The organism is Nocardioides astragali (assembly GCF_024436375.1).
Taxonomy (GTDB): Bacteria; Actinomycetota; Actinomycetes; order Propionibacteriales; family Nocardioidaceae; genus Nocardioides; species Nocardioides astragali.
Window position 1 is genome coordinate 113,497 of the sequence record NZ_JAFMZM010000005.1, and the last position, 24,356, is coordinate 137,852.

Here is a 24,356-nt window from a genome sequence, read left to right on the forward strand (position 1 = left end):
CCCTAACCCGTGCCGGGGACAGCCAAACGCATCACAGGTCGGCGATGTGCTCGATGATCGCCGTGGTGGAGATCGCCGGAGTGCGCTCGAGGTAGACGACCTCGCACACGTCGTCGAGCTCGTCGAACTTCCCGGCCCAGTCGTCGCCCATGACGAGGACGTCGGCGCCGTGCTCGAGGATGTAGTCGCGCTTCTGCTCCAGGCTCTCCTCGACGAAGACCTCGTCGACCACCTTGAGGGCGGCCACGATCGCGAGCCGCTCCTTCTCGCTGAAGATCGGGGCGCGGCCCTTCTTGCGCTCGTTGAGGGCGTCGGCGGACACGCCGACGACGAGCCGGTCGCCCAGTGCCGCCGCGCGCTCCAGCACGCGCAGGTGCCCGACGTGGAACACGTCGAACGTCCCGAAGGTGATCACGGTGCGAGGCATGCGCGGCATTCTGGCACGCTGAATCTGATGGGCAGTGGGGGAGGATGGCACCCATGCCCCGCCAGGCCACCGCCACACCTCCCTCACAGCAGCCCCGCATCTCGCTCATCGTGCCCGACCCGGGCGCGGACGAGGAGCGGCGCCGCGGCCTCCGCCGGATGCGTACGGTCGCCGTCGGGCTGCTGCTCCTGGCGGCCTGCGTGTACGTCGCCACGCTGGGACGCGAGGGCTTCTGGGGCTTCGTCAACGCGGGCGCCGAGGCGTCGATGGTCGGCGCCATCGCCGACTGGTTCGCGGTCACCGCCCTGTTCAAGCACCCTCTGGGCCTCCCCATCCCGCACACCGCCCTGGTGCCGAAGCGCAAGGACGAGCTCGGCAAGGGGCTCGAGGAGTTCGTCGGTGAGAACTTCCTGCAGGAGGACATCATTCGCGAGCGGGTCGCCGCCGCGGCGATCTCCGCGCGCGTGGGCGACTGGCTGTCCGACCCGGCCAACGCACGCCGCGTCGTCGACGAGGTGTCCGACGTGGCCGCGATCGCGCTGGGCAAGGTTCGCGACGACCACATCGCCGACCTGGTGACCGAGGCGCTCGTGCCGCGCTTCCGCGAGGAGCCCATCGCGCCGCTGCTCGGCACCACGCTGATGGAGGTGCTGCGCGACGACCTGCACCACGGCCTGGTCGACCTGGCGCTCGAGGAGATGCACCGCTGGCTCGTCGACAACCCCGAGACCTTCTCGCGGGTCCTGGGGGAGCGGGCGCCGTGGTGGGCCCCGCCCAAGCTCAACGACGCGGTGACCACCCGGATCCACGTCGAGGCCGTGGCCTGGATCGAGGACATCCGGGCCGACCCGCAGCACCGTGCGCGCGATGCGCTGGACTCGATGCTGGGGCAGCTCGCGCGGGACCTCCTCAACGACGAGGAGACCCAGGCCCGGGCCGAGGCGTTCAAGGTGCGCCTGCTCGACCACCCGCAGGTCGTGACCACCGCGATCTCGCTCTGGAAGGCCATGCGCTCGGCCCTCCTCGGCTCCATCCAGGACCGCGAGGGCGCCGTGCGCCGGCGACTCCTGGTCGAGCTCAACCTCTTCTCCCAGCGGCTGCGCGAGGACGCGGCGCTGCGCGAGCGCCTGGACCGCACGGCGGCCGAGCTGACCGTCTTCGTGATCGAGCGCTACGGCGCCGAGCTGACGACCGTGATCACTCACACCATCGAGCGCTGGGACGGCAAGGAGGCCGCCCGCCGCATCGAGCTGCACGTGGGTCGCGACCTCCAGTTCATCCGGATCAACGGCACCATCGTCGGCGGGCTCGTGGGCGTGCTGATCCACACCGTGAGCCTGCTGGTTGACTGAGCACATGCCCCCCGAGACGCCTGAGCCCGTGGACGTCCCGATCCGCGACGAGTCGATCCGGCTCGGCCAGTTCCTCAAGCTCGCCAACCTGGTGGAGACCGGAGCCGAGGCGAAGCCGGTGATCGCCGACGGCGCGGTCTCGGTCAACGGCGAGGTCGAGACGCGCCGCGGCCGCCAGCTCGTCCCGGGCGACGTCGTCACGTTGGGCGGGCTGGCGGCCAGGGTCGCCACCGGGGAGGTCGAGATCGACGTCCCCTGGTGAGGGGCGGTGAGGCGAGCGCCTACTTCACTTCTCGGTGCAGCACGCGGTAGGTGCCGATGGCGAGGGGGAGCAGCACCCAGACCGCACCGGCGGTCGCGAGCTGTGCCCAGTCCTTGTCCGCCATCTCGCCCGCGAACAGCGGACGGGTGACCGAGTCCAGGTCGAGCCACGCGCCGATGTCTGCCAGCGAGGCGATGACCTGGGTGGCGATGGTCCACGCGGTGGGCAGCACCAGCACGGACACGATGGCCACCGGTGTGTTGAGGAACAGCAGGCCGAACGCCACGCCCTGAAGGACGTAGACCAACAGAGCAAGGAGCACCCCGCCGGCCGCGGGTGCCCGGAGGTCCCAGGCACCGCCACCCGCCAGGTTGGCGAGGGCCGCGGCGACGAGGGCCGAGGCGAGGACCACGAGCGCGAGGAGCAGGGCGGCGAGCGCCTTGGCGAGCACCACCCGGCCCCGGTGGGGCTCCAGGGTGAAGGTGACCAGCCCCGTGCGCTGGCTCCACTCGGCGGTCGCCGCCATGATCCCGAGGACCGGCAGCAGCAGGGCCAGTGGCAGGCTCGCGAGCTCGAGCAGGCTCCGGAAGGTGGCGTCCTCGTCGGGACCCCAGATCACGAAGGCCCCCAGCACGATGGCGGCCAGGGCCGACATCACGATGACCAGCCAGCGACCGGAGCGGGTGTCGACCATCTTGCGCAGCTCCGCGTGGAGGGTGCGGCCGAACGGCACGCCGGGCCGTCCGGGCAGTGCGGCGGTGGACGGACTGTCGCCCGTGCTCGGACCCCCGGCGGCCGTGGGGGCGACGGTGTCGGTGCTCATGCTGCGTCTCCTTCGCGTGAGGTGGCGGCCGTGAGGCCGAGGAACATCTCTTCGAGGCCCTCCGAGCCCCCCGACCGGAGCTCGAGGAGCACCATGCGCTCCTCGGCGGCGATCTCGCCGACCACGCGGGGGTCGGCGTCGACGACCAGGCCCGAGCCGGTCCGGGTCACGGGGACCTCGGCGGCCTCGAGCAGGGCGGCGAGCCGGGCGTCGTCGGTGGAGCGCACGGTGGTGCCGCCGCGCTCGAGCAGCTCCTCCTTGGTGCCCATCGCCACGATCCGGCCGCGGCCGATCATGACCAGGTCGTCGGCCACGATCTGCACCTCGTGCAGGAGGTGGCTGGACAGCAGCACCGTTCCGCCGCCATCGGCGAAGCGCCGCAGCAGGCCGCGCATCCAGTGGATGCCCTGGGGGTCCAGACCGTTGGCCGGCTCGTCCAGGATCAGCACCTGCGGCTCACCGATGAGGGCTGCGGCGATGCCGAGGCGCTGACGCATGCCGAGCGAGTAGTTGCGGACCCTGCGGCCCGCCTCCTCGTCGGTCAGCCCGACGAGCGCGAGCACGTCCTCGACACGGGACCGCGACACCCCCACCGAGATGGCGGCGACCCGCAGCACCTCCCGACCCGTACGGCCGGGGTGCTGCGCCGACGCGTCGAGCATGACGCCGACCTGTCGGCCGGGGTTGTGCAGCTCGCGATAGGGCTGGCCCAGGATGGTGGCCCGCCCGGAAGTGGCCGGGGTGAGCCCGGTCATCATCCGCATCGCCGTGGACTTGCCGGCGCCGTTGGGCCCCAGGAAGCCCACCACGCTGCCGGGGCGAACCCGGAAGGAGATGTCGTCGACGGCGGTGAACCCGCCGTACCGCTTGGTGAGGTTCTCGATCGTGATCATGGCTCCAGCCTCGGCGAGCAGCGGCGGCGCGACATCGTGCACAGGGGTCTACCGGGTCCGACCTCGGTATCGATGGTGGCGGCAGGACGACACCTTGGTCGGACGCGGTGACGCTCCGGGTGGACCTACCCTCGGGCCATGCCACCCCTGGAGGACGATCGGACCGGCCGGTTGGCGTCCGCGTGGCGCTACGTCCTGGCGCTGTCGATCAGTGCCCTCGCCTGGTCGGTGACGTTCTTGTCGGCGACCGACGCCGACCGCGGTCAGGCGCTGGTGGCCTGGTTGCTGTCCGGCGACCTCTTCCTGGGGCTGGTCTCGTTCGTGCTGATCCGGTGGCGCCACCGGCGACCCACGTGGGTCGCTCTGGTGCTCGGGGCCTTCTCCTTCGTCTCGATCTCCACCGCCGGACCGGCGCTGTGGATCATCGGATCGCTGGCCTCACACCGGAGGTGGCGGCTGCTGGCCGTCGCGGCCCCCCTCAACCTCGTGGGCGGCGTGGTGCAGGAGCGCATCAGCATGGCCGAGGACACGCTGCCCCTGTGGGCCTCGATCGCCTTCGGCGTGCTCGTGGTGGGCATCGTGGACGCCACCGGCTACGCGATGAGCTCCCAGCGCCAGCTGGTCGAGTCCTACCGGGACCGGGCCGTCACCGCCGAGCGGGAGCAGCGGGCCAGGGTCGCGCAGGCCCAGGCCGCCGAGCGCACCCGCATCGCACGCGAGATGCACGACGTGCTCACCCACCGGATCTCATTGGTCGCCATGCACGCCGGCACGCTGAGCTACCGCAGCGACCTCTCGGCCGACGAGCAGGCGACCGCCGCCAGGTCGATCGAGGAGAACGCCCACCGGGCGCTCTCGGACCTGCGCTCGGTCCTGGGCGTCCTGCGCGACCCGACCCGCCCGGGGGATGCTCCCGAGCGCCCCCAGCCCGACCTCCGCGACGTCGCCGGTCTGGTCGAGGAGGAGGTGGCGGGCGGGATGCGCGTACGCCTCGACAACCGGGTCGCGGCAGAGGTGCCCGCCGCCACGGGCCGTACGGCCTACCGGATCGTGCAGGAGGCGCTCACCAACGTGCGCAAGCACGCCACCGGGACGACCGTCACGGTCGACGTCGACGGAACCCCGGACGACGGGCTCGTCGTCGCCGTGCGCAACGCCCCACCGGTCGGCCCGTCGCCCGCCCCCGCCCTGCCGGCCTCGGGTCTCGGGCTCCTGGGGCTCGACGAGCGGGTGGCCCTCGTGGGTGGCCGGATCGACCACGGGGCCGACGCCTCGGGCGGCTACGTGGTCCGCGCCTGGATACCGTGGCAGTCGTGAGCTCGGTCCCCGCCCCTGTCGCGCTGGCCGTCGTCGACGACGACCCGATGGTGCGCGCAGCGCTCGGCATGATGCTGGGTGGCGGCTCCGGGATCACCGTCGTCGCGGAGGCCGGCGACGGCGAGGAGGCACTCCACGTGGTGCCCGACTCCGGGGCCGATGTCGTGCTGATGGACATCCGGATGCCCGTGCGCGACGGACTCAGCGCGACCGAGGAACTGCTCCGGACGCACCCGCACCTCAAGATCATCGTGCTGACGACGTTCGACACCGACGACATGGTGCTGCGCGCCCTGCGGATCGGTGCCGCGGGCTTCCTGCTGAAGGACACCCCGCCGGCGCGGCTGGTCGAGGCCATCCGGACGGTGGCCGCTGGTCACCCGATGCTCTCACCGAGCGTGACCGCCCAGCTCATCGCGGCGGTCACGCGCACGGACGCGACCCAGGCGTCCCGGGACCGGGCTCGGGCGGCGCAGTCAGCCCTCGCCGGACTCACCGAGCGAGAGCGGGACGTCGCGCACGCCGTGGCACGCGGCCTCAGCAACGCCGAGGTCGCGGCCGAGCTCTTCATGGGGGTGCCGACCGTCAAGACCCACGTCGGGCGGCTGTTCAGCAAGCTGGGCGTGGACAACCGGGTCCAAGTGGCGATCCTGGTGCACGAGGCCCAGGGCTGAGCCGCCCGACTGGAGCTGCGCTCAGCGGACCTCGAGCAGGTCCACCACGAAGATCAGGGTCTCGCCGGGCTTGATCGCGCCGCCCGCGCCCCGGTCGCCGTAGCCCAGGTGCGGCGGGATCACGAGACGACGGCGACCGCCGACCTTCATGCCCTGCACGCCCGTGTCCCAGCCTGAGATGACCTGGCCGACGCCCAGGCGGAACTGCAGGGGCGTGCCACGGTTGTAGGAGGCGTCGAACTCCTCGCCCGAGGAGTGCGCGACGCCGACGTAGTGGACCGAGACGGTCGAGCCGGACGTGGCCTCGGCCCCGTCGCCCTCGACGAGGTCGGTGACCTCGAGGTCCGTGGGCGCCTCGCCCATGTGGGGGTCGACGTCAGGCTTCTGGTCGCTCACTTCGTGCTCCGATCGGGGGGTGTGCTCGTCAGGTCTGGTGGACGTAGTGGTCGAGCTGGTCGCGCTCGAACTCGAGCTCGCCGATGCGGCTCTTGACCACGTCACCGATGCTGATGATGCCGGTCAGCTTTCCGTCGGCCACCACCGGGACGTGCCGGATGCGGTGCTCGGTCATGGTCTGCATGAGGTCGGTGACGCCGTCCTCGCCCGCGCAGGTGCGCACGTCGGAGGTCATGATCTGGCTCACGGGCGTGTCGAGCACGGACTCGTCGGCGTGCAGGCGGCGTACGACGTCGCGCTCGCTCACGATGCCCGAGACCTGCTCGCCGTCCTCGCTCACCACGAGCGCACCGACGTTGTGCTCGGCGAGCAGCGCGATCAGCTCGCGGACGGTGGCGTCAGGGCGGACGGTCACCACGGCCTGGCTCGGCTTGCCGTGGAGCACGTCGTTGATCTTCATCATCTGCACCTCTCGTCCGGATGCGTCGGGGATTGCGTCCGACTGTGAGGTCACCGTAGCCAAGCGCGGCAACGGGGAACAGGTCCCGTCCCATCCCGCGCGGGTCGGGCCGTCGGGAAGGGTCAGTCAAGGACGGGTGGGGCCTGCCTGTCACGCAGGCTGCTGACCGAGCCGGGGCCGCGTCGGGGTACGTCGGGGTCGGTGTCGTCGTCGCCGAGCGAGCCCAGGAAGGACAGGGCTGCGTCGTGGAGGTGGCCGTTGGAGGCGAGCGCGTTGCCGCCCCAGGGCCCGTCGGTGCCGTCGAGCGAGGTGAAGCGTCCGCCCGCCTCGCGCACGATCACGTCGAGCGCAGCCATGTCGTAGAGCTCGAGCTCGGGCTCGGCCGCGATGTCGACGGCGCCCTCGGCCAGCAGCATGTAGGACCAGAAGTCGCCGTAGGCGCGGGTGCGCCAGCACCGTCGAGACAGGGAGATGAAGTCGTCGAGCCGGCCGCGCTCGTCCCAGCCGGAGAGGGAGGAGTAGCTCAGCGACGCGTCCTCGAGGCGACGTACGTCGGAGACCTCGCACCTCGTCGCCTTGAGCAGCGACCGTCCGGTCCAGGCGCCGTTGCCCGCCGAGGCCCACCAGCGTCGCTGGAGCTGGGGTGCGGAGACCACGCCGAGGACCACCTCCTCGTCGACGGCGAGCGCGATCAGGGTGGCCCAGACGGGGACGCCGCGGACGTAGTTCTTCGTCCCGTCGATCGGGTCGACGATCCAGCGCCGCTGGCTGTGACCGGTGGTGCCCTGCTCCTCGCCGACGACGGCGTCGCGGGAACGGACGCGCGAGAGCGTACGGCGGATGCCCTCCTCCACCGCGGAGTCGGCGTCGGTGACCGGGGTGAGGTCCGGCTTGCTCATGACGTGGAGGTCGAGCGCCTTGAAGCGGGCGACGGTCAACGAGTCCGCGTCGTCGGCGAGCACGTGGGCCAGACGGAGGTCGTCGGTGTAGTCGATCGAGCCTCGTGGGTTGGAGGAGCCGGTGATGGGCATGTCCACAGGCTATTGCCAGCAACGGGTCCTAGGGTGCACCCATGGAGCTCAACGGTGTCCCGCTGCACCCACTGGTGGTGCACGCGGTGGTCGTCCTCGGTCCGCTGGCCGCGCTCGCGGGCCTGGTCTATGCGGCGGTCCCGAGGTGGCGCTGGCTGCTGCGCTGGCCGCTGGTCGTGCTCGCCGTCGTCGTCGCGGTCGTCTCGTGGGTCGCGGTCATGTCCGGTGAGGACCTCCTGAAGGCACGCCCGGAACTGGCCCCGATCGTGGAGGTGCACATGGAGCGGGGCGAGCTGCTGCGCAACGTGGCCTTGGGCTACGCGCTCCTCTCCGCCTTCGCCGCCTGGGCCCTCGGCGGGGTCTCCGCCCTGGCGTCGGGCCGGGGAGCGCGCGAGTCGCGAGGCCCGCTCGGCATCGTCGCGGCCGTCCTGCTGGCCGCGGCCGCGGTCGCGCTCCTGGTCATGCTCTACCTGGCCGGGGACTCCGGCGCCCGCGCTGTCTGGGGCTGAGCCACGGGTCGCTGCCTACCAGTCGGTGGCGCTCTCCCGCGCAGTGAGGAGCCTGCGGAACGACTCGACCCGATCGGGGTCGGCCTCGCCCGCCGCCAGCGCCTCGTCGAGGCCGCACTCCGGTTCGCCGGTGCCGTGCGAGCAGCCGCGCGGGCAGCTCTCGGTCATCTCGTCGAGGTCGGGGAACGCCTCGATCAGGTCCTCGGGCCGCACGTGCGCGAGGCCGAACGAGCGGATGCCCGGTGTGTCGATGATCCAGCCGTCGCCGTCGGGGAGCTCGAGCAGGTAGGCGCTCGTCGAGGTGTGACGCCCACGGCCGGTGACGGCGTTGACGATGCCGACCTCGCGGTGCGCGTCGGGCACGAGGGCGTTGACGAGGGTCGACTTGCCGACGCCGCTGTGCCCGACCAGCACGCTCGTACGTCCGCGCAACCGGTCGAGCAGCTCGGACAGGTCGCCGGCCCCCTCGCCCTTGAGCTGGGTGACGACCCAGGGGACGCCGAGCGACCGGTAGGTCGAGAGCAGGGTCTCCGGGTCGGCCAGGTCGGCCTTGGTCAGGCACAGCAGCGGCGCCATGCCGGCGTCGAACGCCGCCACGAGTGCGCGGTCGATGAGCCGCGGTCGCGGCTCGGGGTCGGCGAGCGCGGTCACCACGACGAGCTGGTCAGCGTTGGACACGATCACCCGCTCGACCGGGTCGTCGTCGTCGGCGGTGCGACGCAGCGTCGTGGTGCGCTCGACCACCTCGACGATCCGGGCGAGTGACCCGTCGGCCCCGCTCGTGTCACCCACCACGCGGACGCGGTCGCCGACCACGACCCCCTTGCGGCCGAGCGGACGCGACTTCATCGCCATCACCCGGCGACCCTCGAGGAGCAGGGTGAAGCGGCCGCGGTCCACCGTCACCACTCGGGCGTCGACGGCGTCGTCGTAGGTCGGCCGGTCCTTGGTGCGCGGCCGGGTGCGGCGCCGGGGCCGCTCGTAGTGCTCCTGGTCGTGGTCGGAGTAGCGACCCGTCACGGGGCCGCTCCGGGCCCGGCCCCGGCGGTGCCGAGCACCGCTCGGCTCCATGCGGAGGCGAAGTCGGGGAACGTCTTGGAGGTCGTGGCGATGTCCTCGACCAGCACGCCGTCGACCGCCAACCCGAGGATGACGCCCGCGTGGGCCATCCGGTGGTCGGCATAGGTCCGGAAGACGCCGCCGCGCAGGACCGCGGGACGGATGGACAACCCGTCCTCGCGCTCGGTGACATCCGCCCCCAGCCGGCCGAGCTCGGTGGCGAGGGCGGTGATCCGGTCGGTCTCGTGGCCACGGATGTGGGCGACGCCGCGCAGGTGGGAGGGGGAGTCGGCCAGCGCGCACAGCGCGGCGACGGCGGGCGTGAGCTCACCGACGTCGTGGAGGTCGAGGTCGACCCCCGAGAGTCGCTGTGGCCCGACCACGGTCAGGTCACCGTCGGCCAGGCTCACCTCGCAGCCCATCAGCGCCAGGATCTCGCGGAGCTCGTCACCGGGCTGGGTCGTCCGAGCGGGCCAGTCGCGCACGGTGACGCGCCCGCCGGTGGCGGCGCCGAGGGCGAGGAACGGGGCCGCGTTGGAGAGGTCGGGCTCGATGTCGTGGTCGGCGGCAGCGACCGGACCCGGGGCGACCGCCCAGCGGTTGGCGTCGGTGTCGTCCACCTCGACACCGTGGTGGCGGAGCATCTGCACGGTCATCTCGATGTGCGGCAGGGAGGGCACGGGCTTGCCCACGTGACGCACGTCGACTCCGTGCTCGTAGCGCGCGCCCGCCAGCAGCAGCGCCGACACGAACTGGGAGGAGGCACTCGCGTCGATGGTCACCGTCCCGCCGGGGACCGCGCCGGCGCCGTGCACCGCGAACGGGAGGGCACCGCGTCCGCCGTCGTCGATGTGGACGCCGAGCGCGCCGAGCGCGGCGAGCATCTGGCCCACGGGGCGCAGCCGCATGTGGGGGTCGCCGTCGAAGCGCACCGTGCCGCTGGAGAGCCCGGCCACGGGCGGCACGAACCGCATCACCGTGCCGGCGAGCCCGCAGTCGACGTCGCCGTCGCGGTCCCACGCTCCGGGGGTGACGGCCATGTCGTCGCCCTGGTCCTCGAGGCGAGTGCCGAGGGCGGTCAGTGCCGCGGCCATGAGGCGGGTGTCACGCGACCGGAGCGGTCGGCGTACGACGCTGGGTCCGTCGGCGAGCGAGGCGAGGAGCAGCGCACGGTTGGTCAGCGACTTGCTCCCGGGCAGGGACACGACACGGTCGACCGCGTCGTGGGGGCGCGGCGCCGCCCAGAGGTCGGGGGACGGGGCAGGCTCACTCACCCGCGCACCTTATCGAGATCAGGTCAGCTGGGCCTTGGCGAGCTTCGCCTCGCGACGGGCGTCCTTGGCGACCTGACGTGCCTCACGGCGTACGTCAGCTGCCGCCCGGCGGGCGCGCCAGGCGAGGCCGGGCTTGCCCTCGGTGTCGACGCCGGCGAGCAGGAGGCCGCCGAGGACCGAGGTGTTCTTGATGAACTCGCGGCGCTGTGCGGCCTTCGCCTGGGGGTCGCTCTCCTCCCAGAAGGCGTGCTCGGCGAGGGTGGTGGGCACGAGCGACGCGGCGAGCACGGCGGCGCTGAGGCGCGGCGCCCGACCGGTCGCCAGTGCCGCGGCGGCGAGGAGCTGCGCGCCGGCGTTGATCCGCACGAGGGTGGCGGCGTCGGTGGGGATCGGCGCGCTCGGCGCTGCGCGCTGGACGAGAGGGACGAACCGGTCGGCGACGGGCTTGGCCTTGACCGCGTGGGCTTCGGTGTTGCGGAGGGCATGGATCCCGCCGGCGACGAAGATCGAGGCCAGCATCGGACGGGCGAGCAACCGGGTGATCGTCATGCACCCCTGTCTACACGATGCCCTGGGACCACGCTCCGTCCACAGGGGTGCCTGCAGGCGGCGGGAGGCTCAGTCGAGCGAGGCGCGCCAGGTGTTGTTGCCGGGGTCGGGGTCCGGAGCTGCGGGGGCGAGGGCGGCCACGACCGAGGCCCCCTGCGGGGCGACCACCTGGAGCGCGACGGGGGACGGGTCGGCACCCGAGATCTGGCAGGTCGCGAGCGCCTTGACGACCACGCACCGTGCGTCGCCGGTGCGCACCACGCTGGCCTCGGACGCCGCCACGGTGAGGACCGCAGTGGCACCGGAGGGCAGTCCCGCCACGCGGAGCACCACTTCGTACGTCGGATGGGCGCCGCCGACGCTCCCACCGAGCGAGGCGTCCGGGAGTGCGGGCGGTGGAGTGGGGCTGGGGGTGGGCGTCGGGGTCGGGGTGGCCGTGGGAGTCGGCGTGGGCGTCGGGGTCGGGGTGGCCGTCGGTGTCGGGTCGGACGTGGGCGTCGGGTCGGACGTGGGCGTCGGGTCGGACGTGGGCGTCGGGTCGGACGTCGGTGTCGGGTCGGAGGTCGGTGTCGGGTCGGAGGTCGGTGTCGGGTCGGAAGTGGGTGTCGGGTCGGACGTGGGAACCGTCTCGGGCGTCGTGGTGGGAACGACCTCCACCTCGTCCCCGGGTGTGAGGACGAGCTCGTCCGTGGCCGTCCCGGGGCGGTCGCGCTGGGACGGCTCTAGTGAGCGCGACGGGTCAGTGTCGCCCGAGGAGCTGCTCGCCGCCGGCGGCGAGGTGGGCCGCAGGGCGGCGGGGTCGGCCGGCGCCTTGTCGGGACCACCCAGCCCGAGAGCCAGCCCGCCCGCGACGACGACGGTGGTGGTGGCGACACCGGCGACGGCCGCAGTGCCGGAGCTGCCCGCGATCGCGTCGCGGATCCTGCCCACCAGCAGGCCGAGGCCCCCCGGCAGCGCTCCGGCGGTGACCGTGCCGCCGAGGTAGGCCGTGGCCGCTCCGCCCAGCAGCAGCGGGGCCAGGAGCGCCCCGAGGCCGGAGTTGACCTCGGTGAGCTCGAGGTAGATCGCCATGCAGGAGCGGCACTCGCCGAGGTGGTCCTCCACCTTGGCGGCGTCGCGTCGGGAGGTGGCGTTGCGGACGTATGCGCCCAGCTGCCCGTGGGTCCAGCGGCAGGTGTCCGCCTCGAGCTCGAGCTCCTCGGCGTGCTGGGTGAGGAAGGCCTGCCGCAGGCCCTCGCGGGCGCGGTAGGCCAGTGCCGAGACCGAGTTGGCGCTCATGCCGAGGAGGGGCGCGACGTCGGCGGGCTTCTCCCCCTCCACCTCGGTGTGCCACAGCACCAGCTGCCAGCGCTCGGGCAGCGACGCGAACGCCTTGGCCGCGGCGGCGCTCTCGAAGCCCTCGACGGCCGTGTCGACGAACGGCACGCCCGGGTCGAAGGCCTCCATGTCGTCGGTGGTGTGCAGCCGGGCGGTGGCGCGGAAGCGGTCGACCTGCAACCGGCGGACCGAGGTGAGCAAGTAGGCACGGAAGGCCACATCGGGGCCGCCGCCGCGCTGGAGCACGCCGAGCACCTTGACGAAGGCCTCGGAGACGAGATCATCGGCGTCGCCGGCCGGCACGAGCTGGCGAGCCAGGCGGCGGGCAGCGTCGACGTGGCGCTCGAAGAGCGTGCCGTAGGCATCGACGTCCCCACCGCGGACCGCCGAGATCAGCTCGGCGTCCCCGGGGGCCTCGATGCTGCTGGCAATGCTCATAGGGAACTGCTCATGGGGTGCCGCTTCCGGGAAAGCACCTGGCGCCTGGGTGGGCCAGGTGACCCTGACTGTAGACCTGCGCTCGTGCTCGCGGGCGGAGTTTGGGCGCGATCCGAGATTTCTGGTCTGGTCCGCGTCATGACCTGCCTCGAGGCACGTCACACGGGGGAGCATGACAACAGGAAGTGGGGGTGGCCGTGAAGTTCTTCGCCATGGGTGGGCGACGACTCACGGGCGCCGGTCCTGGGATGAGCGGGTCGGGGTCTGCGGACGTGCGGTCGGGGTTGCCGCACCGGTTCGAGGCCCTCGGGGAGGCGCTCATCTCAGGATCGGACGTGCTCGACGTGTGTGCGGTGGCCGGCCAGGACCTGGCGCGTGACGGGGCCTCCATGCAGGAGACGCTCGATGGCCTGCGCACGACGTGGCAGCTCGCGGTCGGCACCGATCCGTCGTACGACGGACTCGCGGCGTTGATCACCGCGTGGAGCGAGACCACGCTGGGCTATCTCCACCAGCTCTCGTGCGAGGACCCGCTGACGGGTCTGGCCAGCCAGGCGCACCTGCGCAGCCGGATCTCGGAGGTCTACCGCGGCCAGGACGCCGCCGACGCCCTCGCGGGCCACGCGCTCGTGCTGTGCGCGATGCCCTTCGACGACGACCCGTCCGAGGAGCCCGGCGACCACTTCACCCGGGCGATGCGGCTGGCGCGGGCCGGAGAGCTCGCACGGACGGTGTTCGCCCGCGACGAGACGATCGCGCGCCTCGGCATGCACCGGGTCGCGATCCTCGCCCGTCGCGACGACCGGCTGGGCCGACGGGTGCGGGTGCTGCGCACCCTGCTCGACCGGGTGCAGTCGGAGGGAGCGTCCGAGGGCCCCCAGGTGCGGGTGTGGATCGAGGGTCTTCCCGCGTCCGACCGCGTCGCCGGCGTCCTGCTCGACGAGCTGGCGCGCGGCTGACCCACGCCGTGCGCTCCGCGCGGTTTCGACGCGCCGTCGCGCCTTCGCAGGCTCAGCCGCGGGCTTGCTCAACCTCCCGACCCACGCCGTGCGCTCCTCCGTCGCGCCCGGCTAGGGTCGTGACATGTGCGGCCGCTACGCGTCGTCCCGGCAACCGGACGACCTCATCGAGGAGTTCGAGGTCGTGGAGAGCCGGATCGCGGCCCCGCTGGGTGCCGACTACAACGTCGCGCCGACCAAGGAGGTCTACGCCGTCGTCGAGCGGCCGCCCTCACGTGAGTCCGCGGAGCCTCCCCAGCGCCAGCTGCGGGTGTTCACGTGGGGCCTGGTGCCCTCGTGGGCGAAGGATCCGTCCATCGGCAACCGGATGATCAACGCGCGGATGGAGACCGTCGCCGACAAGCCTGCCTACCGCAAGGCGTTCGCCAGCCGCCGGGCCCTGCTCCCCGCCGACGGCTACTTCGAGTGGTACCCGACCTCGCAGACCAACGCCCGCGGCAAGTCGGTCAAGCAGCCGTTCTTCATCCGCCCGCGCGACGGCGGGGTCCTAGCCATGGCGGGGCTCTACGAGATCTGGCGTGACCCCGGGAAGGGCGAGGACGACACCGACCGCTTCCGGTGGACGTGCACCGTCTTGACGACCGAGGCCGAGGACTCGCTCGGCCACATCCACGACCGGATGCCGCTGATGGTCGAGCGTGAGCGCTGGCACGAGTGGCTCGACCCCACGACGCCGGGGGACACGTCCCTGCTGGTGCCGGCGGCTCCCGGCCGGCTCGAGGCGTACGCCGTCCCCACCCTGGTCAGCAACGTGCGCAACAACGGCCCGGAGCTCGTGCAGCCGCTGGAGGCGACCCCATGAAGGAGGCGACCGCGTGAAGAAGGCGACGATCCGCAGCGTGGACACCCCCCACGGGGAGGGGCGCCTGCACACGCGCCGGGCCACCAGCCCGATCGCGACGATGCTGCTCAGCCACGGTGCCGGCGGCGGGATCGAGTCCCGCGACCTGTGGGCGCTGGCCGACGCCCTCCCGGCACAGGGCGTGAGCGTCGTGCTGTTCGAGCAGCCGTGGCGCGTCGCCGGTCGCAAGGTCGCCACCGCCCCGCCGACCCTCGACGTCGCCCTCACGTGTGCGGCCGACGTGATGCGGGTGCGTACGCCCTTGGTGGTGGGCGGTCGCTCGGCCGGTGCCCGCTCCGCGGCCCGCACGGCACGCGCCTTGGGGGCGAGCGGCTGCCTGGCCCTGTCCTTCCCGCTGCACCAGCCCGGCCGGACCGAGCCGACCCGGCTGCCCGAGCTGCGGGCGACGGGACTGCCGACGCTGGTGGTGCAGGGGGAGCGCGACCCGATGGGCCGGCCCGAGGAGTTTCCCGGAGACCTCCCCGGGGTCGACGTCGTCGTCATCCCGGGCGGCGACCACGGCCTCAAGGTCCCGGCCCGCGGCGAGGTGAGCCAGGACGAGGCCATGGGCATCATCGTCGAGTCGACCCTCGAATGGCTGGTGCGTGAAGTCGTCGGGAATCCCTGAACGAGGCGTCGTGTTGAGGCAGGTGTGCAGTCACTGACCCTCGAACGTCCGCGGCCCCTGGAGCGCGACGCATCGTCCACGCCCACGGCGGTACTGTGGGAGGCGATGACTGAATCGATCACGGACGACACGTCCCCATCCGAGACCCTCCGGGAGGACGAGACCTCCGAGGAGCGCTCGGCGCGTTTCGAGCGCGACGCCCTTCCCTTCCTCGACCAGCTCTACGGCGCGGCGATGCGGATGACGCGCAACCCGGCCGACGCCGAGGACCTGGTGCAGGAGACCTTCGCGAAGGCCTACAGCGCCTTCCACCAGTTCAAGCCGGGCACCAACCTCAAGGCCTGGCTCTACCGGATCCTGACCAACACCTACATCAACTCCTACCGCAAGAAGCAGCGACAGCCGCAGCAGTCGATGTCCGAGGACGTCGAGGACTGGCAGCTCGCCCGCGCGGAGTCCCACTCCTCGACCGGCCTGCGGTCGGCGGAGATGGAGGCGCTGGAGCACCTCCCCGACTCCGAGGTGAAGGACGCCCTCCAGCGGCTGCCGGAGGAGTTCCGCCTCGCGGTCTACCTGGCCGACGTCGAGGGATTCCCCTACAAGGAGATCGCGGAGATCATGGACACGCCGATCGGCACCGTGATGTCGCGTCTGCACCGCGGTCGTCGCCAGCTGCGCGACATGCTCGCGGACTACGTCCGGGCCAACGACCTGCTGCCGGCTGCGTCGCTCCCGGAGCAACCCAGCTCGAGCGTGGAAGGGGTGAGCGGGTCGTGAGCACGCACGAGCACGGCCGCGACGACTGTGTCGACTACATCGAGCGCATCGTCTATCTCATCGACAACGAGCTCGACCAGGCCGACTGCGCCGTCGTCCAGCTCCACCTCCGCGAGTGCGGGCCGTGCCTCGAGCGCTACGACCTGCAGCGCGCGGTCAAGCAGCTGGTGGCCCGCTCCTGCTCGGAGTCCGCGCCGGAGTCGCTGCGCGACCGGGTCCGCATCCAGCTGCGCGAGGTGGAGATCCGCCTGACCGAGGGCGAGGCCTGAGCCGATTGGCTCCATCCCTGGTCTTTTGAGAGACTGCTCCGAGCACCGACTTCAGGAGGACCAGATGGGCAAGACCGGACGCAAGCGCCGCGCTCGCAAGAAGAAGGGCGCGAACCACGGCAAGCGCCCCAACGCCTGACGCGCACAGTCACCGTAGAAGTCCCCGCCCAGGCGGGGACTTTTGCATGCCCGGGGCCTAGCCGCCGCGACGCCGCCTCCGCGACGCCGTGGTCACGTCTCGCGCAGCATCGCCGCGAGCGTCGGCGGCGGGAGCGTGGTCAGCTCCGCCACCTGGGGCAGCAGCAGGTCAGCTCGGTGTCGCGACACCAGCTCGCGCACCTGGTCGACGGCGAGCCGCCGTTCGTACTCCGCCACCTCGATGAGCTGGCCGAGTGTCGCCAGTTCTTCGCGCAATCGGTCGTCCATGGACTCCCCCTTCAACAGCGTCCGCCCCACGCGGACACGGCATCCGCCCCACGCGGACACCGCAACGGAGCCTGCCAGAGGAAGGCGCCGCAGGCCTTGATAACGAACGTGATTTTGCCGGGGGGTCTAGTCAACCCGGCCCTGACGCCGGGTCAGGGCCAGAGCCGACCGAGGAACCGCCCCGCGTCCACCACGACGCGGGTGATCTCGCCCGCCGCGAGGACCTTCCCGTCGGCCGTGTCGCGCGCGCTCACCGTGAAGCGGTGCAGCCGCCCGTCCTCGTAGGCACTCGACGCGCTGACCTCGACCTCGGCGCCGACCGGGCTGGCCGCGAGGTGCTCGACCTGCACCCGGGTGCCGACGCTCGTGGATCCCTCCGGCAGCACGGGGTCGAGGCACGCGCAGGTCGCCGCCTCGAGCCAGGCCAGCAACCGCGGCGTCCCCAGGACCGGCAGCGACCCGCTCCCCACGGCTGCGGCGGTGTCGGCGTCGGTGACCGTGAAGGTCAAGCTGGCGGGCGCGAGGGGCGACATGGCGGGCCTTTCGGGAAATCCTGTGAGGGTGAGGCAACCTGAGTGCCACCCACACGTCTACCAGACATGAGCACGAGGACCCTCGGCATGGAGCCATCAGTGGACATCACTGAGCTCTACGCCGCCCACCGCCTCGTCCTCGTGCGTCTCGCCGTCCTGCTCGTCGACGACGTCGCGTCCGCGGAGGATGTCGTCCAGGACGCCTTCGCCGCCCTGGCCCGACGCCCGGACGCCGTCAAGGACCCGTCCAAGGCGCTCGCCTACCTGCGCGTGTCGGTGGTCAACGGCGCCCGCTCGGCGCTGCGCCGCCGTCGTACGGCGCGGGCGTACGCACCACCCCACGACCTGTCGCCGCCGTCCCCCGAGGACAGCGCGGTGCTGGCGGAGGAGCACCGCGAGGTGATCGCCGCCCTGAGGGCGCTCGCGCCCAGGCAGCGCGAGGTCCTGGTGCTGCGCTACTGGTCGGACCTGTCCGAGTCCGAGATCGCCCGGACGCTGGACATCGGCCCGGGCACCGTGAAGTCCACCGCCAGCCGCGCGCTGGTGGCACTGGAGAAGGCCATGCAGTCGACCTCGGGGAAGGAGGAGCGATGAGCACCACGCCTGGGACGGGGCGAGCCATCGAGGAGCGGGTCCGTGCCGCGCTGACCGCGCGGGCCGAGCTCGTGCGCCCCGAGGACCTGCGCCCCCTGGCTCCGGTCGTGGACCTGCGGTCGCGCTGGCAGTCGCCGTGGGTGCTCCTCGCCAGCGCCGCCGTGGTTCTGCTCGTCCTGGGGGTGGTCCTTCAGCGCACAGGAGGTCGCGAGAGGTCGGACGACGTCGCGCCCCGGCCGGACACGCCGCGGGTCGAGCTGCCTGCGGACGTCGGGCGGGACTGGAAGGCCGCCGATCAGTCGACACCGGCGAGGCTGGACCTGGACGGCGACGGGACGCCGGAGAGGGTCGAGTTCCTGGCTGAGCCGACGAAGGACTTCGACGGTCGGATCCGCCTCCAGACGATCCTCAGCACGACAGGGGACGACGCCTACGGCATCGCCGAGCTCGGCACCACCATCGGCACCACCGCCCTCCAGCCGATCGACGCCGACTCGGACGGCGACGAGGAGCTGGTGCTCTGGTACGACGACGTGACGGCGGTCGGTGGGGGTGGCTACCCCCTGGTCTTCGACCTGCGGGAGGGCCTACTTGTGCGGGCCCTCGTCGAGGACCCGGAGCTGCTGGTCCGCGGTGACGTGCCGGTGCCGGGCGCAGGCACCGAGCACTACGACATGGTGCGGATCCACCACTACTGGGTCGAGGAGGGGCGTCTCCTCTCCAGCCGCTCAGTCAACGCGTACGCCGCCGGCAACATGACGTTGCTCCGTCCCGAGACCATCGTGGTCGACACCTGGGAGTGGACGCTCGGTCAGGACGGCGTCTTGACTCCCTCGGACGCGGGCTGCCTGCGGCTGGGACTCGAGGCCCAGGCGCCGTGCGGGGCGAACGAGGTCGACGAGGTGCCCTACGTGTCCCCGGTCGCGACGGGCACGATCGGCATCGGAGAGGAAGCAGAGTTCACGGAGGGCTACCGGTTCACGGTCGGGCTCGAGGCCTTCGCCGACCCGAGCGTGGTCGTGGAGGGCAGCGACGGACGAGTTCTCACCTACGGACTCGAGGTCGGCGACCCGCGGGTCTCGACCGTGCAGCCGATGTCGGTCTTCCACGACGGCGCCTCGTTGCTGGTGACGTCCGCGGCCGACCCGACGTACCTCCAGGTCCTCGTGCAGGACGGCGACGAGCTGCGGGCGCTCCGGCCCGTCGGTGAGGTCGACCTCGAGAACGACGGCGACGTCCGCACCTGGCTGACGCAGAACGGTGCCCTCGTGACCGTCGTCGCCGGGGAGGGCGACACCTGGCAGGCCTGGCAGTGGATGTGGGTGTCGCGCGCCGAGATGGCGGCCCTCCCGACCGGGACGGTGTGCTTCGACGACGTGGACGACCCCTCGACCGCTCGCTCCTGCTAGGGCACGGCTCTCGCGCTCAGAACGCCTTGGAGAAGGCGATGAGGTCCACACCGGGCATCGGCGACCAGTCGCGCCCGGGGTCACGGGTGTAGCCGAGCCGGGTGTAGACGCGGTGTGCCGCGGTCATCGTCGCCAGCGAGGAGAGCGCCATGCCCGTCGCGCCGTCCCGGCGGGCACGCTCCTCGCAGAGGCGGGCGAGGGCAGTGCCGGCGCCGGCACCCTGCGCGGCGGGCGCGACCGCGAGCATCCGGAACTCGCCCTCGTCCTCGCGACCGATCTCGCGCCACGGCGAGCCGGGCGGGCAGTAGGTCACGTTGCCGAGCACCCGGTCGCCGTCGACGGCCACCCACACCTCGGCCTGCGCGTCCCGGGAGGCCACGTCGTGCAGTCGCTCGCGGTAGTCGTCCTCGGCGCCGGTCAGGAACGGCTCGTACGCCGCGACGCACACGTCGCCCGCCGCGGCGTGCTCCTGCGGACGGATGCGGCGCAGCTCCACCGGTGCCTCAGATGCCGAACGTGCTGCGCGGGTAGGCCGCCTCGACGTCCGTGATCACGTTGACGAGGTAGGGGACGCCTGCGGCGTACGCACGGTCCAAGGCCGGTCCGATCTGCCGGGGGTCGGTGACGGTCTCACCGGCTCCGCCGAGCGCCTTGACCACCTCGTCGTACGGCGTGCGCTGGGCGAGGTCGGCGACCACGTCGTAGCCGTAGAGCATCTGCATGGGTCCCTTCTCGAGTCCCCAGGCGGAGTTGTTGCCCATCACCATCACAAGGGGCAGGTGGTGGCGCACCAGGGTGTCGACGTCCATCAGCGAGAACCCCGCGGCACCGTCGCCCAGCAGCAGGGTGACCTGGGCGCTGGGCCGGGCGATCCGGGCGGCGATGGCGGCGCCGAGCCCGGCACCGAGGCAGCCGTAGGGGCCGGGGTCGAGCCAGCCGCCCGGGCGCTTGGGCTCGACGTACTTGCCGGCGAACGAGACGAAGTCGCCGCCGTCGCCGATGACCGCCGAGTCATCCGCCAGCCGCGGCACGAGCTCGCCGTAGATCCGCGCCGGGTGGATCGGGTCGGCCTCCGCGGTGAGGAGCTCGGCGTCGCGGGCGGCAGCTGCCCGGACGGTGTCCTGGAGGGTGGCGACCCAGTCGCCCCACTGCGGCTTGGGGCCGCGCTCCACTGCGGACTGGATGCCGTCGAGGACGGAGGTGAGGTCACCGCACGCCGACGCGGCGAGGTCGGCGTGCTTCGAGACCTGGGTGGGGGAGTCGGCGACGTGCACGACTCGGGCCGGGGTCGTGTCGTCCTTGCCTCCGAAGACGCCGTAGCCGAGCCGGAAGTCGAGCGGGGTGCCGACCACGACGACCAGGTCGGCGCCGTTGAGGGCCGTGCCGCGGGCCTTGGTGACCAGCAACGGGTGGCCGCCGGGCACGATCCCGCGGCCCATCCCGTTGGTGATCGTCGGGAGCCCGAGCTGCTCCACGAGTCGCAGGGCGGCCTCCTCCGCGTGGTCGGCCCACACGTCCGTGCCGAGGATCAGCACCGGGCGCTCGGCCCGGCCGAGGAGGGCGGCGATCCGCTCCAGCTCGTCGAGGTCGGGATCGATCCTGACCGCCACGGGCGCGGCCAGTGCTGGCCCCGTGGCCTGGTTGAAGAACTCGTCCATCGGGACGTCGACGAACACGGGCCCGCGGTGCGAGCTGCGGGCGGAGGAGAAGGCCGTGTTCATGCCGTCGAGCACCTCGCCCGCGGTCTCGATGGTCCACGCGCGCTTGCTCACCGACTCGATGATCGGCGGCTGGTCGAGCTCCTGGAGCGACCCGGTGCCCCAGCGGTTCTGCGGTGCACGGCCCCCGACCACGACCATCGGCGAGCCGGCGAACTGCGCCTGGGCGATGGCGCTGATGCCGTTGGTGACGCCCGGCCCGGCGGTGAGGACCGCGAGGCCGGGGACGCGGGTCAGCTTGCCGGTGGCCTCGGCCGCGAAGGCCGCCGTCTGCTCGTGGCGTACGTCGAGGAGCCGCATCGGCGGGTCGGCCTTGACCGCGCCGTCGTACATCGGGAAGACGTGGGCACCCGAGAGGGTGAACATGGTCTCGACGCCGTGGGTGCGCGCGACGTGCACCGCCAGCTCGCCGCTGTGGCCTGAGATCTCGTGGGGCTTGCTCATGCACGTACTCGCTTCGCTCCGTGCGCGCATGAGGCACATGTGGCGCTGTGTGGGATGACTCGCTCGCTGCGCTCGCTCATGCCCCGAGGCTAGTCGTTGCCTACTTGCAGGTAGGGAGCGTTCGACATGCGGAGCGCCTCGATCACGACGAGCAGCAGGTCGGGGCGGACGGTCGGTGCCTGGGGCGCGAGCGAGAGCTGGACGAAGAGGGCGCGGAGGAAGGCCTGGGGCGCGGCGGTGGGCGCGAAGGGGTCGCTCATTCCGCCCTTCCCGAAGGCGTTGGAGGCCCCCCCGATCCGGTGCACCCAAGGCTCGAGGACGTCGATGCCCAGGGTGTTGCGCCGCAGGATCCGCATCGCGGCATGCGCGATCCGGTCGGGCTCGCCTGCCACCAGCGGCTCGTCGGCGGGCTGCTCGAGCAGCCGCTCGGCGAGGACGTCGAGGAGCACGGCGTGCTCGGCGCCGGCGAGGTGCGGCGACCCGCCCAGGGCGCCGATCGTGTCGGCACCGTGCGCGATCGCGTGGGCCCACCCCTTGTCGGGGACGAAGCCCCGGCTGTCGCGCTCGCCGAGGAACCAGACCGCGATCCGGTCGCCCCAGTCCATGATCTTGGCGCCGGGCAGGAGGTGCTGCTCGTTGTCGCGCTCCAGGCACTCGGCGAGGATCAGCGCGCTGAAGCTGCGGCGGAAGACGGTGTCGGTGCCGCGCTCGCCCATCCCCACCGACAGCCCGGTGATCATCCCGTCGCCGAGCCCGGAGAGCAGGTCGTCGTAGACGCCGCGATCGATCCAGGTCGCCAGCGCCGGGTAGGCGGTGCCGTCGCGGACCTCGGGCCGGGTCGACCCGAGCATGGTCGTCAGCTCGGCGGTCAGGTCGTCCAGCGGCCGGTCCGCGGGAACTTCGAAGTCGGCCGCCTGCACCTGGTTCCAGTAGCCGATCGACATGCCTCCATCCTGCCAGCCGGCCCCGACACGGCCATAGGCTGGTGGGGTGCCCTCCCTCCACGAGCTCGTGCGAGCCCACACCGATCTCGTCGAGGACGACGTCGCCTGGCTGCAGCTGCTCATGGCCGACTGGCAGATCCTCGCGGACCTCTCCTTCGCCGACCTGGTGCTGTGGCTGCCCGACCGGGAGGGGAAGGGCTACTGGGCCGGGGGGCAGATGCGACCGACCACGGGGCCGACGGCGCTGGTCGACGACGTGCTCGGCACGTTCATCCCGTCCGGGCGACGCCGGATGCTCGACGAGGCCTACGAGACGGGTCGCCTGGTGCGCGAGGGAGACCCCGAGTGGCGTGACGACGTGCCGGTGCGGGTGGAGGTCATCCCCGTACGCCGTGCCGGTCGGGTGATCGCGACGATCGCCCGCAACACCAACCTGCTCGGCGTACGCACTCCGAGCCGGCTCGAGCTCAGCTATCTCCAGACCGCGGCCGACCTCACCCAGATGATCGCCGCGGGCCACTTCCCCTTGGCGGGACAGCGCAGCGACCACGCCGACTCACCGCGGGTGGGGGACGGGTTCGTCCGCCTGGACCCCGCGGGCAAGGTCGTCTACGCCAGCCCCAACGGCCTCTCCGCCTACCGGCGACTGGGCCTGCAGGGCGACCTGGCCGGGCTGGTGCTCTCCGACCTGACCCGGGAGCTCGTGCCCGCGCGCAAGCGGCCGGACGAGGAGACGCTCAGCGCCGTGCTGGGCGGCCGCGACGGACGGGCGACGGAGGTCGGCACGGACGAGGTGACCCTTATCGTGCGCAGCATCCCGCTGCGCCCGCAGGGGGAGCGAAGCGGGGCACTGCTCCTGGTCCGCGACGTCACTGAGCTGCGCAGCCGTGACCGCGAGCTCGTGACCAAGGACGTCACCATCCGCGAGATCCACCACCGGGTGAAGAACAACCTCCAGACGGTCGCCGCGCTGCTGCGCCTGCAGGCACGTCGTACGCAGGCCGAGGACGCCAAGGCGGCGCTCGAGGAGGCGGTGCGCCGGGTGGGCTCGATCGCGATCGTCCACGAGACGCTCAGCCACGCGGTGGAGGAGACCGTCGACTTCGATGACATCGCCGACCGCCTCGGCGCGATGGTGGTGGACGTCAGTGGCGTCGAGGTCCCGGTGCGGGTCGTGCGGGAGGGGTCCTTCGGCAAGCTCCCGTCGGAGGCCGCCACGCCGCTGGCCATGGTGCTGACCGAGGTGCTGCAGAACGCCGTGGAGCACGGGTACGCCGGCCTGTCCGGCCGCACCGAGGGCCGGGTCGTGGTGACCGCGCGACGGATCGTCGGCCGGCTGCACCTCGTCGTCGAGGACGACGGGCGGGGGCTGCCCGACGACTTCGACCTGGACGGATCGACCCAGCTCGGGCTGTCGATCGTGCGCACGCTGGTCGAGTCCGAGCTCGGCGGCGTGCTCGACATCGGTCCCGGCTCGCGGGGCACCCGCGTGCAGGCTGACCTGCCGGTCGACTAGGTCCAGAGCTGGGCCCGGAGGCAGGGCTCAGGCGGTGCGGATGCGGGCGCGGGCGTTGCGGCGCTTCAGCGCGCGACGCTCGTCCTCGCTGAGGCCACCCCACACTCCGTGGTCCTGCCCGGCCTCCAGGGCCCAGGCAAGGCACTGTTCGCGCACCTCACAGCGTCGGCACACCTGCTTGGCCTCCTCGATCTGGAGGATGGCCGGTCCGGTGTTGCCGATCGGGAAGAACAGCTCAGGGTCCTCGTCGAGGCATGCGGAGCGGCTGCGCCAATCCATGAGTGGGGAAGTCCCTCTTTCTTTCACAGGCAGGTGGCTGTTTCGGACAATCAGCGAGGCCCGGGCGCGAGTTGCGCAGCGACAAGACTCGCAAGACTTGAACGTTCACACAACCCCAAATGGTGGTCGTGTCCGTCACAACTAGAATTGCCTAGTGCCCGTTACGCCGCCCGCCCTG

General features: G+C 72.2%; 30 protein-coding genes. 14 read left to right on the plus strand and 16 right to left on the minus strand.

All coding sequences use genetic code 11. From position 1 onward, the window contains the following. Window positions 1–31 precede the first annotated feature (31 nt). Window positions 32–427: an FAD synthase family protein gene (locus J3P44_RS17570; protein ID WP_255891760.1), complete on the minus strand. Its 396-nt coding sequence runs from the start codon at window positions 425–427 to the stop codon at window positions 32–34. Between the two features lie 53 nt (window positions 428–480). Between J3P44_RS17570 and J3P44_RS17575 the strand changes: the two genes are divergently transcribed. Next, window positions 481–1,779: a DUF445 domain-containing protein gene (locus J3P44_RS17575; RefSeq protein WP_255891761.1), complete on the plus strand. Its 1,299-nt coding sequence runs from the start codon at window positions 481–483 to the stop codon at window positions 1,777–1,779. A 4-nt stretch (window positions 1,780–1,783) separates the two neighbouring features. Continuing rightward, window positions 1,784–2,041 (plus strand): RNA-binding S4 domain-containing protein, encoded by a 258-nt coding sequence (locus tag J3P44_RS17580; protein ID WP_255891762.1) that lies wholly within the window; start codon window positions 1,784–1,786, stop codon window positions 2,039–2,041. Between the two features lie 19 nt (window positions 2,042–2,060). Here J3P44_RS17580 and J3P44_RS17585 read toward each other — a convergent pair whose 3' ends face one another. Both J3P44_RS17585 and J3P44_RS17590 read right to left on the minus strand, forming a co-directional pair. Next, entirely contained in the window at window positions 2,061–2,864 is an 804-nt protein-coding gene (locus J3P44_RS17585) for a hypothetical protein (protein ID WP_255891763.1), read from the minus strand. Next, window positions 2,861–3,757: an ABC transporter ATP-binding protein gene (locus tag J3P44_RS17590; RefSeq protein ID WP_255891764.1), complete on the minus strand. Its 897-nt coding sequence runs from the start codon at window positions 3,755–3,757 to the stop codon at window positions 2,861–2,863. Before J3P44_RS17590 ends, J3P44_RS17585 begins: the two co-directional genes overlap by 4 nt. A 138-nt stretch (window positions 3,758–3,895) precedes the next feature. Here J3P44_RS17590 and J3P44_RS17595 point away from each other — a divergent pair, with 138 nt between their 5' ends. After that, complete coding sequence (locus J3P44_RS17595) at window positions 3,896–5,074, plus strand: sensor histidine kinase (RefSeq protein ID WP_255891765.1); 1,179 nt, start codon at window positions 3,896–3,898, stop codon at window positions 5,072–5,074. After that, window positions 5,071–5,748, plus strand: a complete 678-nt coding sequence (locus J3P44_RS17600; protein ID WP_255891766.1) for a response regulator — start codon at window positions 5,071–5,073, stop codon at window positions 5,746–5,748. The genes J3P44_RS17595 and J3P44_RS17600 overlap by 4 nt, the downstream gene beginning before the upstream one ends. 21 nt (window positions 5,749–5,769) lie before the next feature. Here J3P44_RS17600 and J3P44_RS17605 read toward each other — a convergent pair whose 3' ends face one another. From J3P44_RS17605 to J3P44_RS17615, 3 genes are all read right to left on the minus strand, one after another. Beyond that, entirely contained in the window at window positions 5,770–6,111 is a 342-nt protein-coding gene (locus J3P44_RS17605; RefSeq protein WP_255892127.1) for an FKBP-type peptidyl-prolyl cis-trans isomerase, read from the minus strand. Window positions 6,112–6,172: 61 nt separating this feature from the next. Beyond that, window positions 6,173–6,604, minus strand: coding sequence for a CBS domain-containing protein (locus J3P44_RS17610; RefSeq protein ID WP_255891767.1), 432 nt, complete (start codon window positions 6,602–6,604; stop codon window positions 6,173–6,175). Between the two features lie 122 nt (window positions 6,605–6,726). Next, window positions 6,727–7,635, minus strand: coding sequence for an inositol monophosphatase family protein (locus tag J3P44_RS17615; protein WP_255891768.1), 909 nt, complete (start codon window positions 7,633–7,635; stop codon window positions 6,727–6,729). Window positions 7,636–7,676: 41 nt separating this feature from the next. On the opposite strand from J3P44_RS17615, the gene J3P44_RS17620 reads away from it, so the two are divergent. After that, window positions 7,677–8,144 (plus strand): DUF2231 domain-containing protein, encoded by a 468-nt coding sequence (locus tag J3P44_RS17620; protein WP_255891769.1) that lies wholly within the window; start codon window positions 7,677–7,679, stop codon window positions 8,142–8,144. A 15-nt stretch (window positions 8,145–8,159) separates the two neighbouring features. Here the strand turns inward: J3P44_RS17620 and rsgA are convergent, their stop codons facing one another. From rsgA to J3P44_RS17640, 4 genes are all read right to left on the minus strand, one after another. Further along, on the minus strand, window positions 8,160–9,164 hold the full coding sequence (gene rsgA / locus J3P44_RS17625; protein ID WP_255891770.1) for a ribosome small subunit-dependent GTPase A: 1,005 nt from the start codon (window positions 9,162–9,164) through the stop codon (window positions 8,160–8,162). After that, window positions 9,161–10,477: a 3-phosphoshikimate 1-carboxyvinyltransferase gene (gene aroA, locus J3P44_RS17630; protein ID WP_255891771.1), complete on the minus strand. Its 1,317-nt coding sequence runs from the start codon at window positions 10,475–10,477 to the stop codon at window positions 9,161–9,163. Before aroA ends, rsgA begins: the two co-directional genes overlap by 4 nt. A gap of 18 nt (window positions 10,478–10,495) precedes the next feature. After that, on the minus strand, window positions 10,496–11,026 hold the full coding sequence (locus J3P44_RS17635) for a DoxX family membrane protein (protein WP_255891772.1): 531 nt from the start codon (window positions 11,024–11,026) through the stop codon (window positions 10,496–10,498). Between the two features lie 69 nt (window positions 11,027–11,095). Further along, window positions 11,096–12,781, minus strand: a complete 1,686-nt coding sequence (locus J3P44_RS17640) for a sigma-70 family RNA polymerase sigma factor (protein WP_255891773.1) — start codon at window positions 12,779–12,781, stop codon at window positions 11,096–11,098. Window positions 12,782–12,972: 191 nt separating this feature from the next. Between J3P44_RS17640 and J3P44_RS17645 the strand changes: the two genes are divergently transcribed. The 6 genes from J3P44_RS17645 (at window position 12,973) to J3P44_RS25820 (ending at window position 16,454) form a co-directional block, all read left to right on the plus strand. Beyond that, on the plus strand, window positions 12,973–13,740 hold the full coding sequence (locus J3P44_RS17645; protein WP_255891774.1) for a hypothetical protein: 768 nt from the start codon (window positions 12,973–12,975) through the stop codon (window positions 13,738–13,740). Window positions 13,741–13,864: 124 nt separating this feature from the next. After that, on the plus strand, window positions 13,865–14,602 hold the full coding sequence (locus J3P44_RS17650) for an SOS response-associated peptidase (RefSeq protein ID WP_255891775.1): 738 nt from the start codon (window positions 13,865–13,867) through the stop codon (window positions 14,600–14,602). 13 nt (window positions 14,603–14,615) lie between these two features. Then, a complete protein-coding gene (locus J3P44_RS17655) occupies window positions 14,616–15,269 on the plus strand; it encodes an alpha/beta hydrolase family protein (RefSeq protein ID WP_255891776.1) in 654 nt (217 codons plus the stop codon). A gap of 105 nt (window positions 15,270–15,374) precedes the next feature. Continuing rightward, the gene (locus tag J3P44_RS17660) at window positions 15,375–16,046 is read left to right on the plus strand and encodes a sigma-70 family RNA polymerase sigma factor (protein WP_255891777.1); all 672 of its coding nucleotides are present in this window, start codon (window positions 15,375–15,377) and stop codon (window positions 16,044–16,046) included. Next, the gene (gene rsrA / locus J3P44_RS17665) at window positions 16,043–16,315 is read left to right on the plus strand and encodes a mycothiol system anti-sigma-R factor (protein WP_255891778.1); all 273 of its coding nucleotides are present in this window, start codon (window positions 16,043–16,045) and stop codon (window positions 16,313–16,315) included. Before J3P44_RS17660 ends, rsrA begins: the two co-directional genes overlap by 4 nt. Before the next feature lie 64 nt (window positions 16,316–16,379). Beyond that, window positions 16,380–16,454, plus strand: coding sequence for a 50S ribosomal protein bL37 (locus tag J3P44_RS25820; protein ID WP_369759046.1), 75 nt, complete (start codon window positions 16,380–16,382; stop codon window positions 16,452–16,454). 92 nt (window positions 16,455–16,546) lie between these two features. Here J3P44_RS25820 and J3P44_RS17670 read toward each other — a convergent pair whose 3' ends face one another. Continuing rightward, complete coding sequence (locus J3P44_RS17670) at window positions 16,547–16,741, minus strand: hypothetical protein (protein WP_255891779.1); 195 nt, start codon at window positions 16,739–16,741, stop codon at window positions 16,547–16,549. Between the two features lie 152 nt (window positions 16,742–16,893). After that, on the minus strand, window positions 16,894–17,274 hold the full coding sequence (locus J3P44_RS17675; RefSeq protein ID WP_255891780.1) for a thioesterase family protein: 381 nt from the start codon (window positions 17,272–17,274) through the stop codon (window positions 16,894–16,896). An 87-nt stretch (window positions 17,275–17,361) separates the two neighbouring features. Here J3P44_RS17675 and J3P44_RS17680 point away from each other — a divergent pair, with 87 nt between their 5' ends. Together J3P44_RS17680 and J3P44_RS17685 are read left to right on the plus strand one after the other, a co-directional pair. Then, on the plus strand, window positions 17,362–17,868 hold the full coding sequence (locus tag J3P44_RS17680; protein ID WP_255891781.1) for a SigE family RNA polymerase sigma factor: 507 nt from the start codon (window positions 17,362–17,364) through the stop codon (window positions 17,866–17,868). Then, on the plus strand, window positions 17,865–19,277 hold the full coding sequence (locus tag J3P44_RS17685; protein ID WP_255891782.1) for a hypothetical protein: 1,413 nt from the start codon (window positions 17,865–17,867) through the stop codon (window positions 19,275–19,277). Before J3P44_RS17680 ends, J3P44_RS17685 begins: the two co-directional genes overlap by 4 nt. Window positions 19,278–19,293: 16 nt before the next feature. On the opposite strand, the gene J3P44_RS17690 is transcribed toward J3P44_RS17685, so the two are convergent. The 3 genes from J3P44_RS17690 to J3P44_RS17700 all read right to left on the minus strand — a co-directional run bounded on the left by J3P44_RS17690 (window position 19,294) and on the right by J3P44_RS17700 (window position 22,383). Next, entirely contained in the window at window positions 19,294–19,773 is a 480-nt protein-coding gene (locus J3P44_RS17690; protein WP_255891783.1) for a GNAT family N-acetyltransferase, read from the minus strand. 7 nt (window positions 19,774–19,780) lie between these two features. Further along, window positions 19,781–21,439 (minus strand): acetolactate synthase, encoded by a 1,659-nt coding sequence (locus tag J3P44_RS17695; protein WP_255891784.1) that lies wholly within the window; start codon window positions 21,437–21,439, stop codon window positions 19,781–19,783. Window positions 21,440–21,528: 89 nt separating this feature from the next. Next, window positions 21,529–22,383: a DUF2785 domain-containing protein gene (locus J3P44_RS17700; RefSeq protein ID WP_255891785.1), complete on the minus strand. Its 855-nt coding sequence runs from the start codon at window positions 22,381–22,383 to the stop codon at window positions 21,529–21,531. Between the two features lie 46 nt (window positions 22,384–22,429). On the opposite strand from J3P44_RS17700, the gene J3P44_RS17705 reads away from it, so the two are divergent. Next, window positions 22,430–23,899: a sensor histidine kinase gene (locus J3P44_RS17705; RefSeq protein ID WP_255891786.1), complete on the plus strand. Its 1,470-nt coding sequence runs from the start codon at window positions 22,430–22,432 to the stop codon at window positions 23,897–23,899. 27 nt (window positions 23,900–23,926) lie between these two features. Here the strand turns inward: J3P44_RS17705 and J3P44_RS17710 are convergent, their stop codons facing one another. Continuing rightward, window positions 23,927–24,178, minus strand: coding sequence for a WhiB family transcriptional regulator (locus tag J3P44_RS17710; RefSeq protein ID WP_056601527.1), 252 nt, complete (start codon window positions 24,176–24,178; stop codon window positions 23,927–23,929). Window positions 24,179–24,356 lie beyond the last annotated feature (178 nt).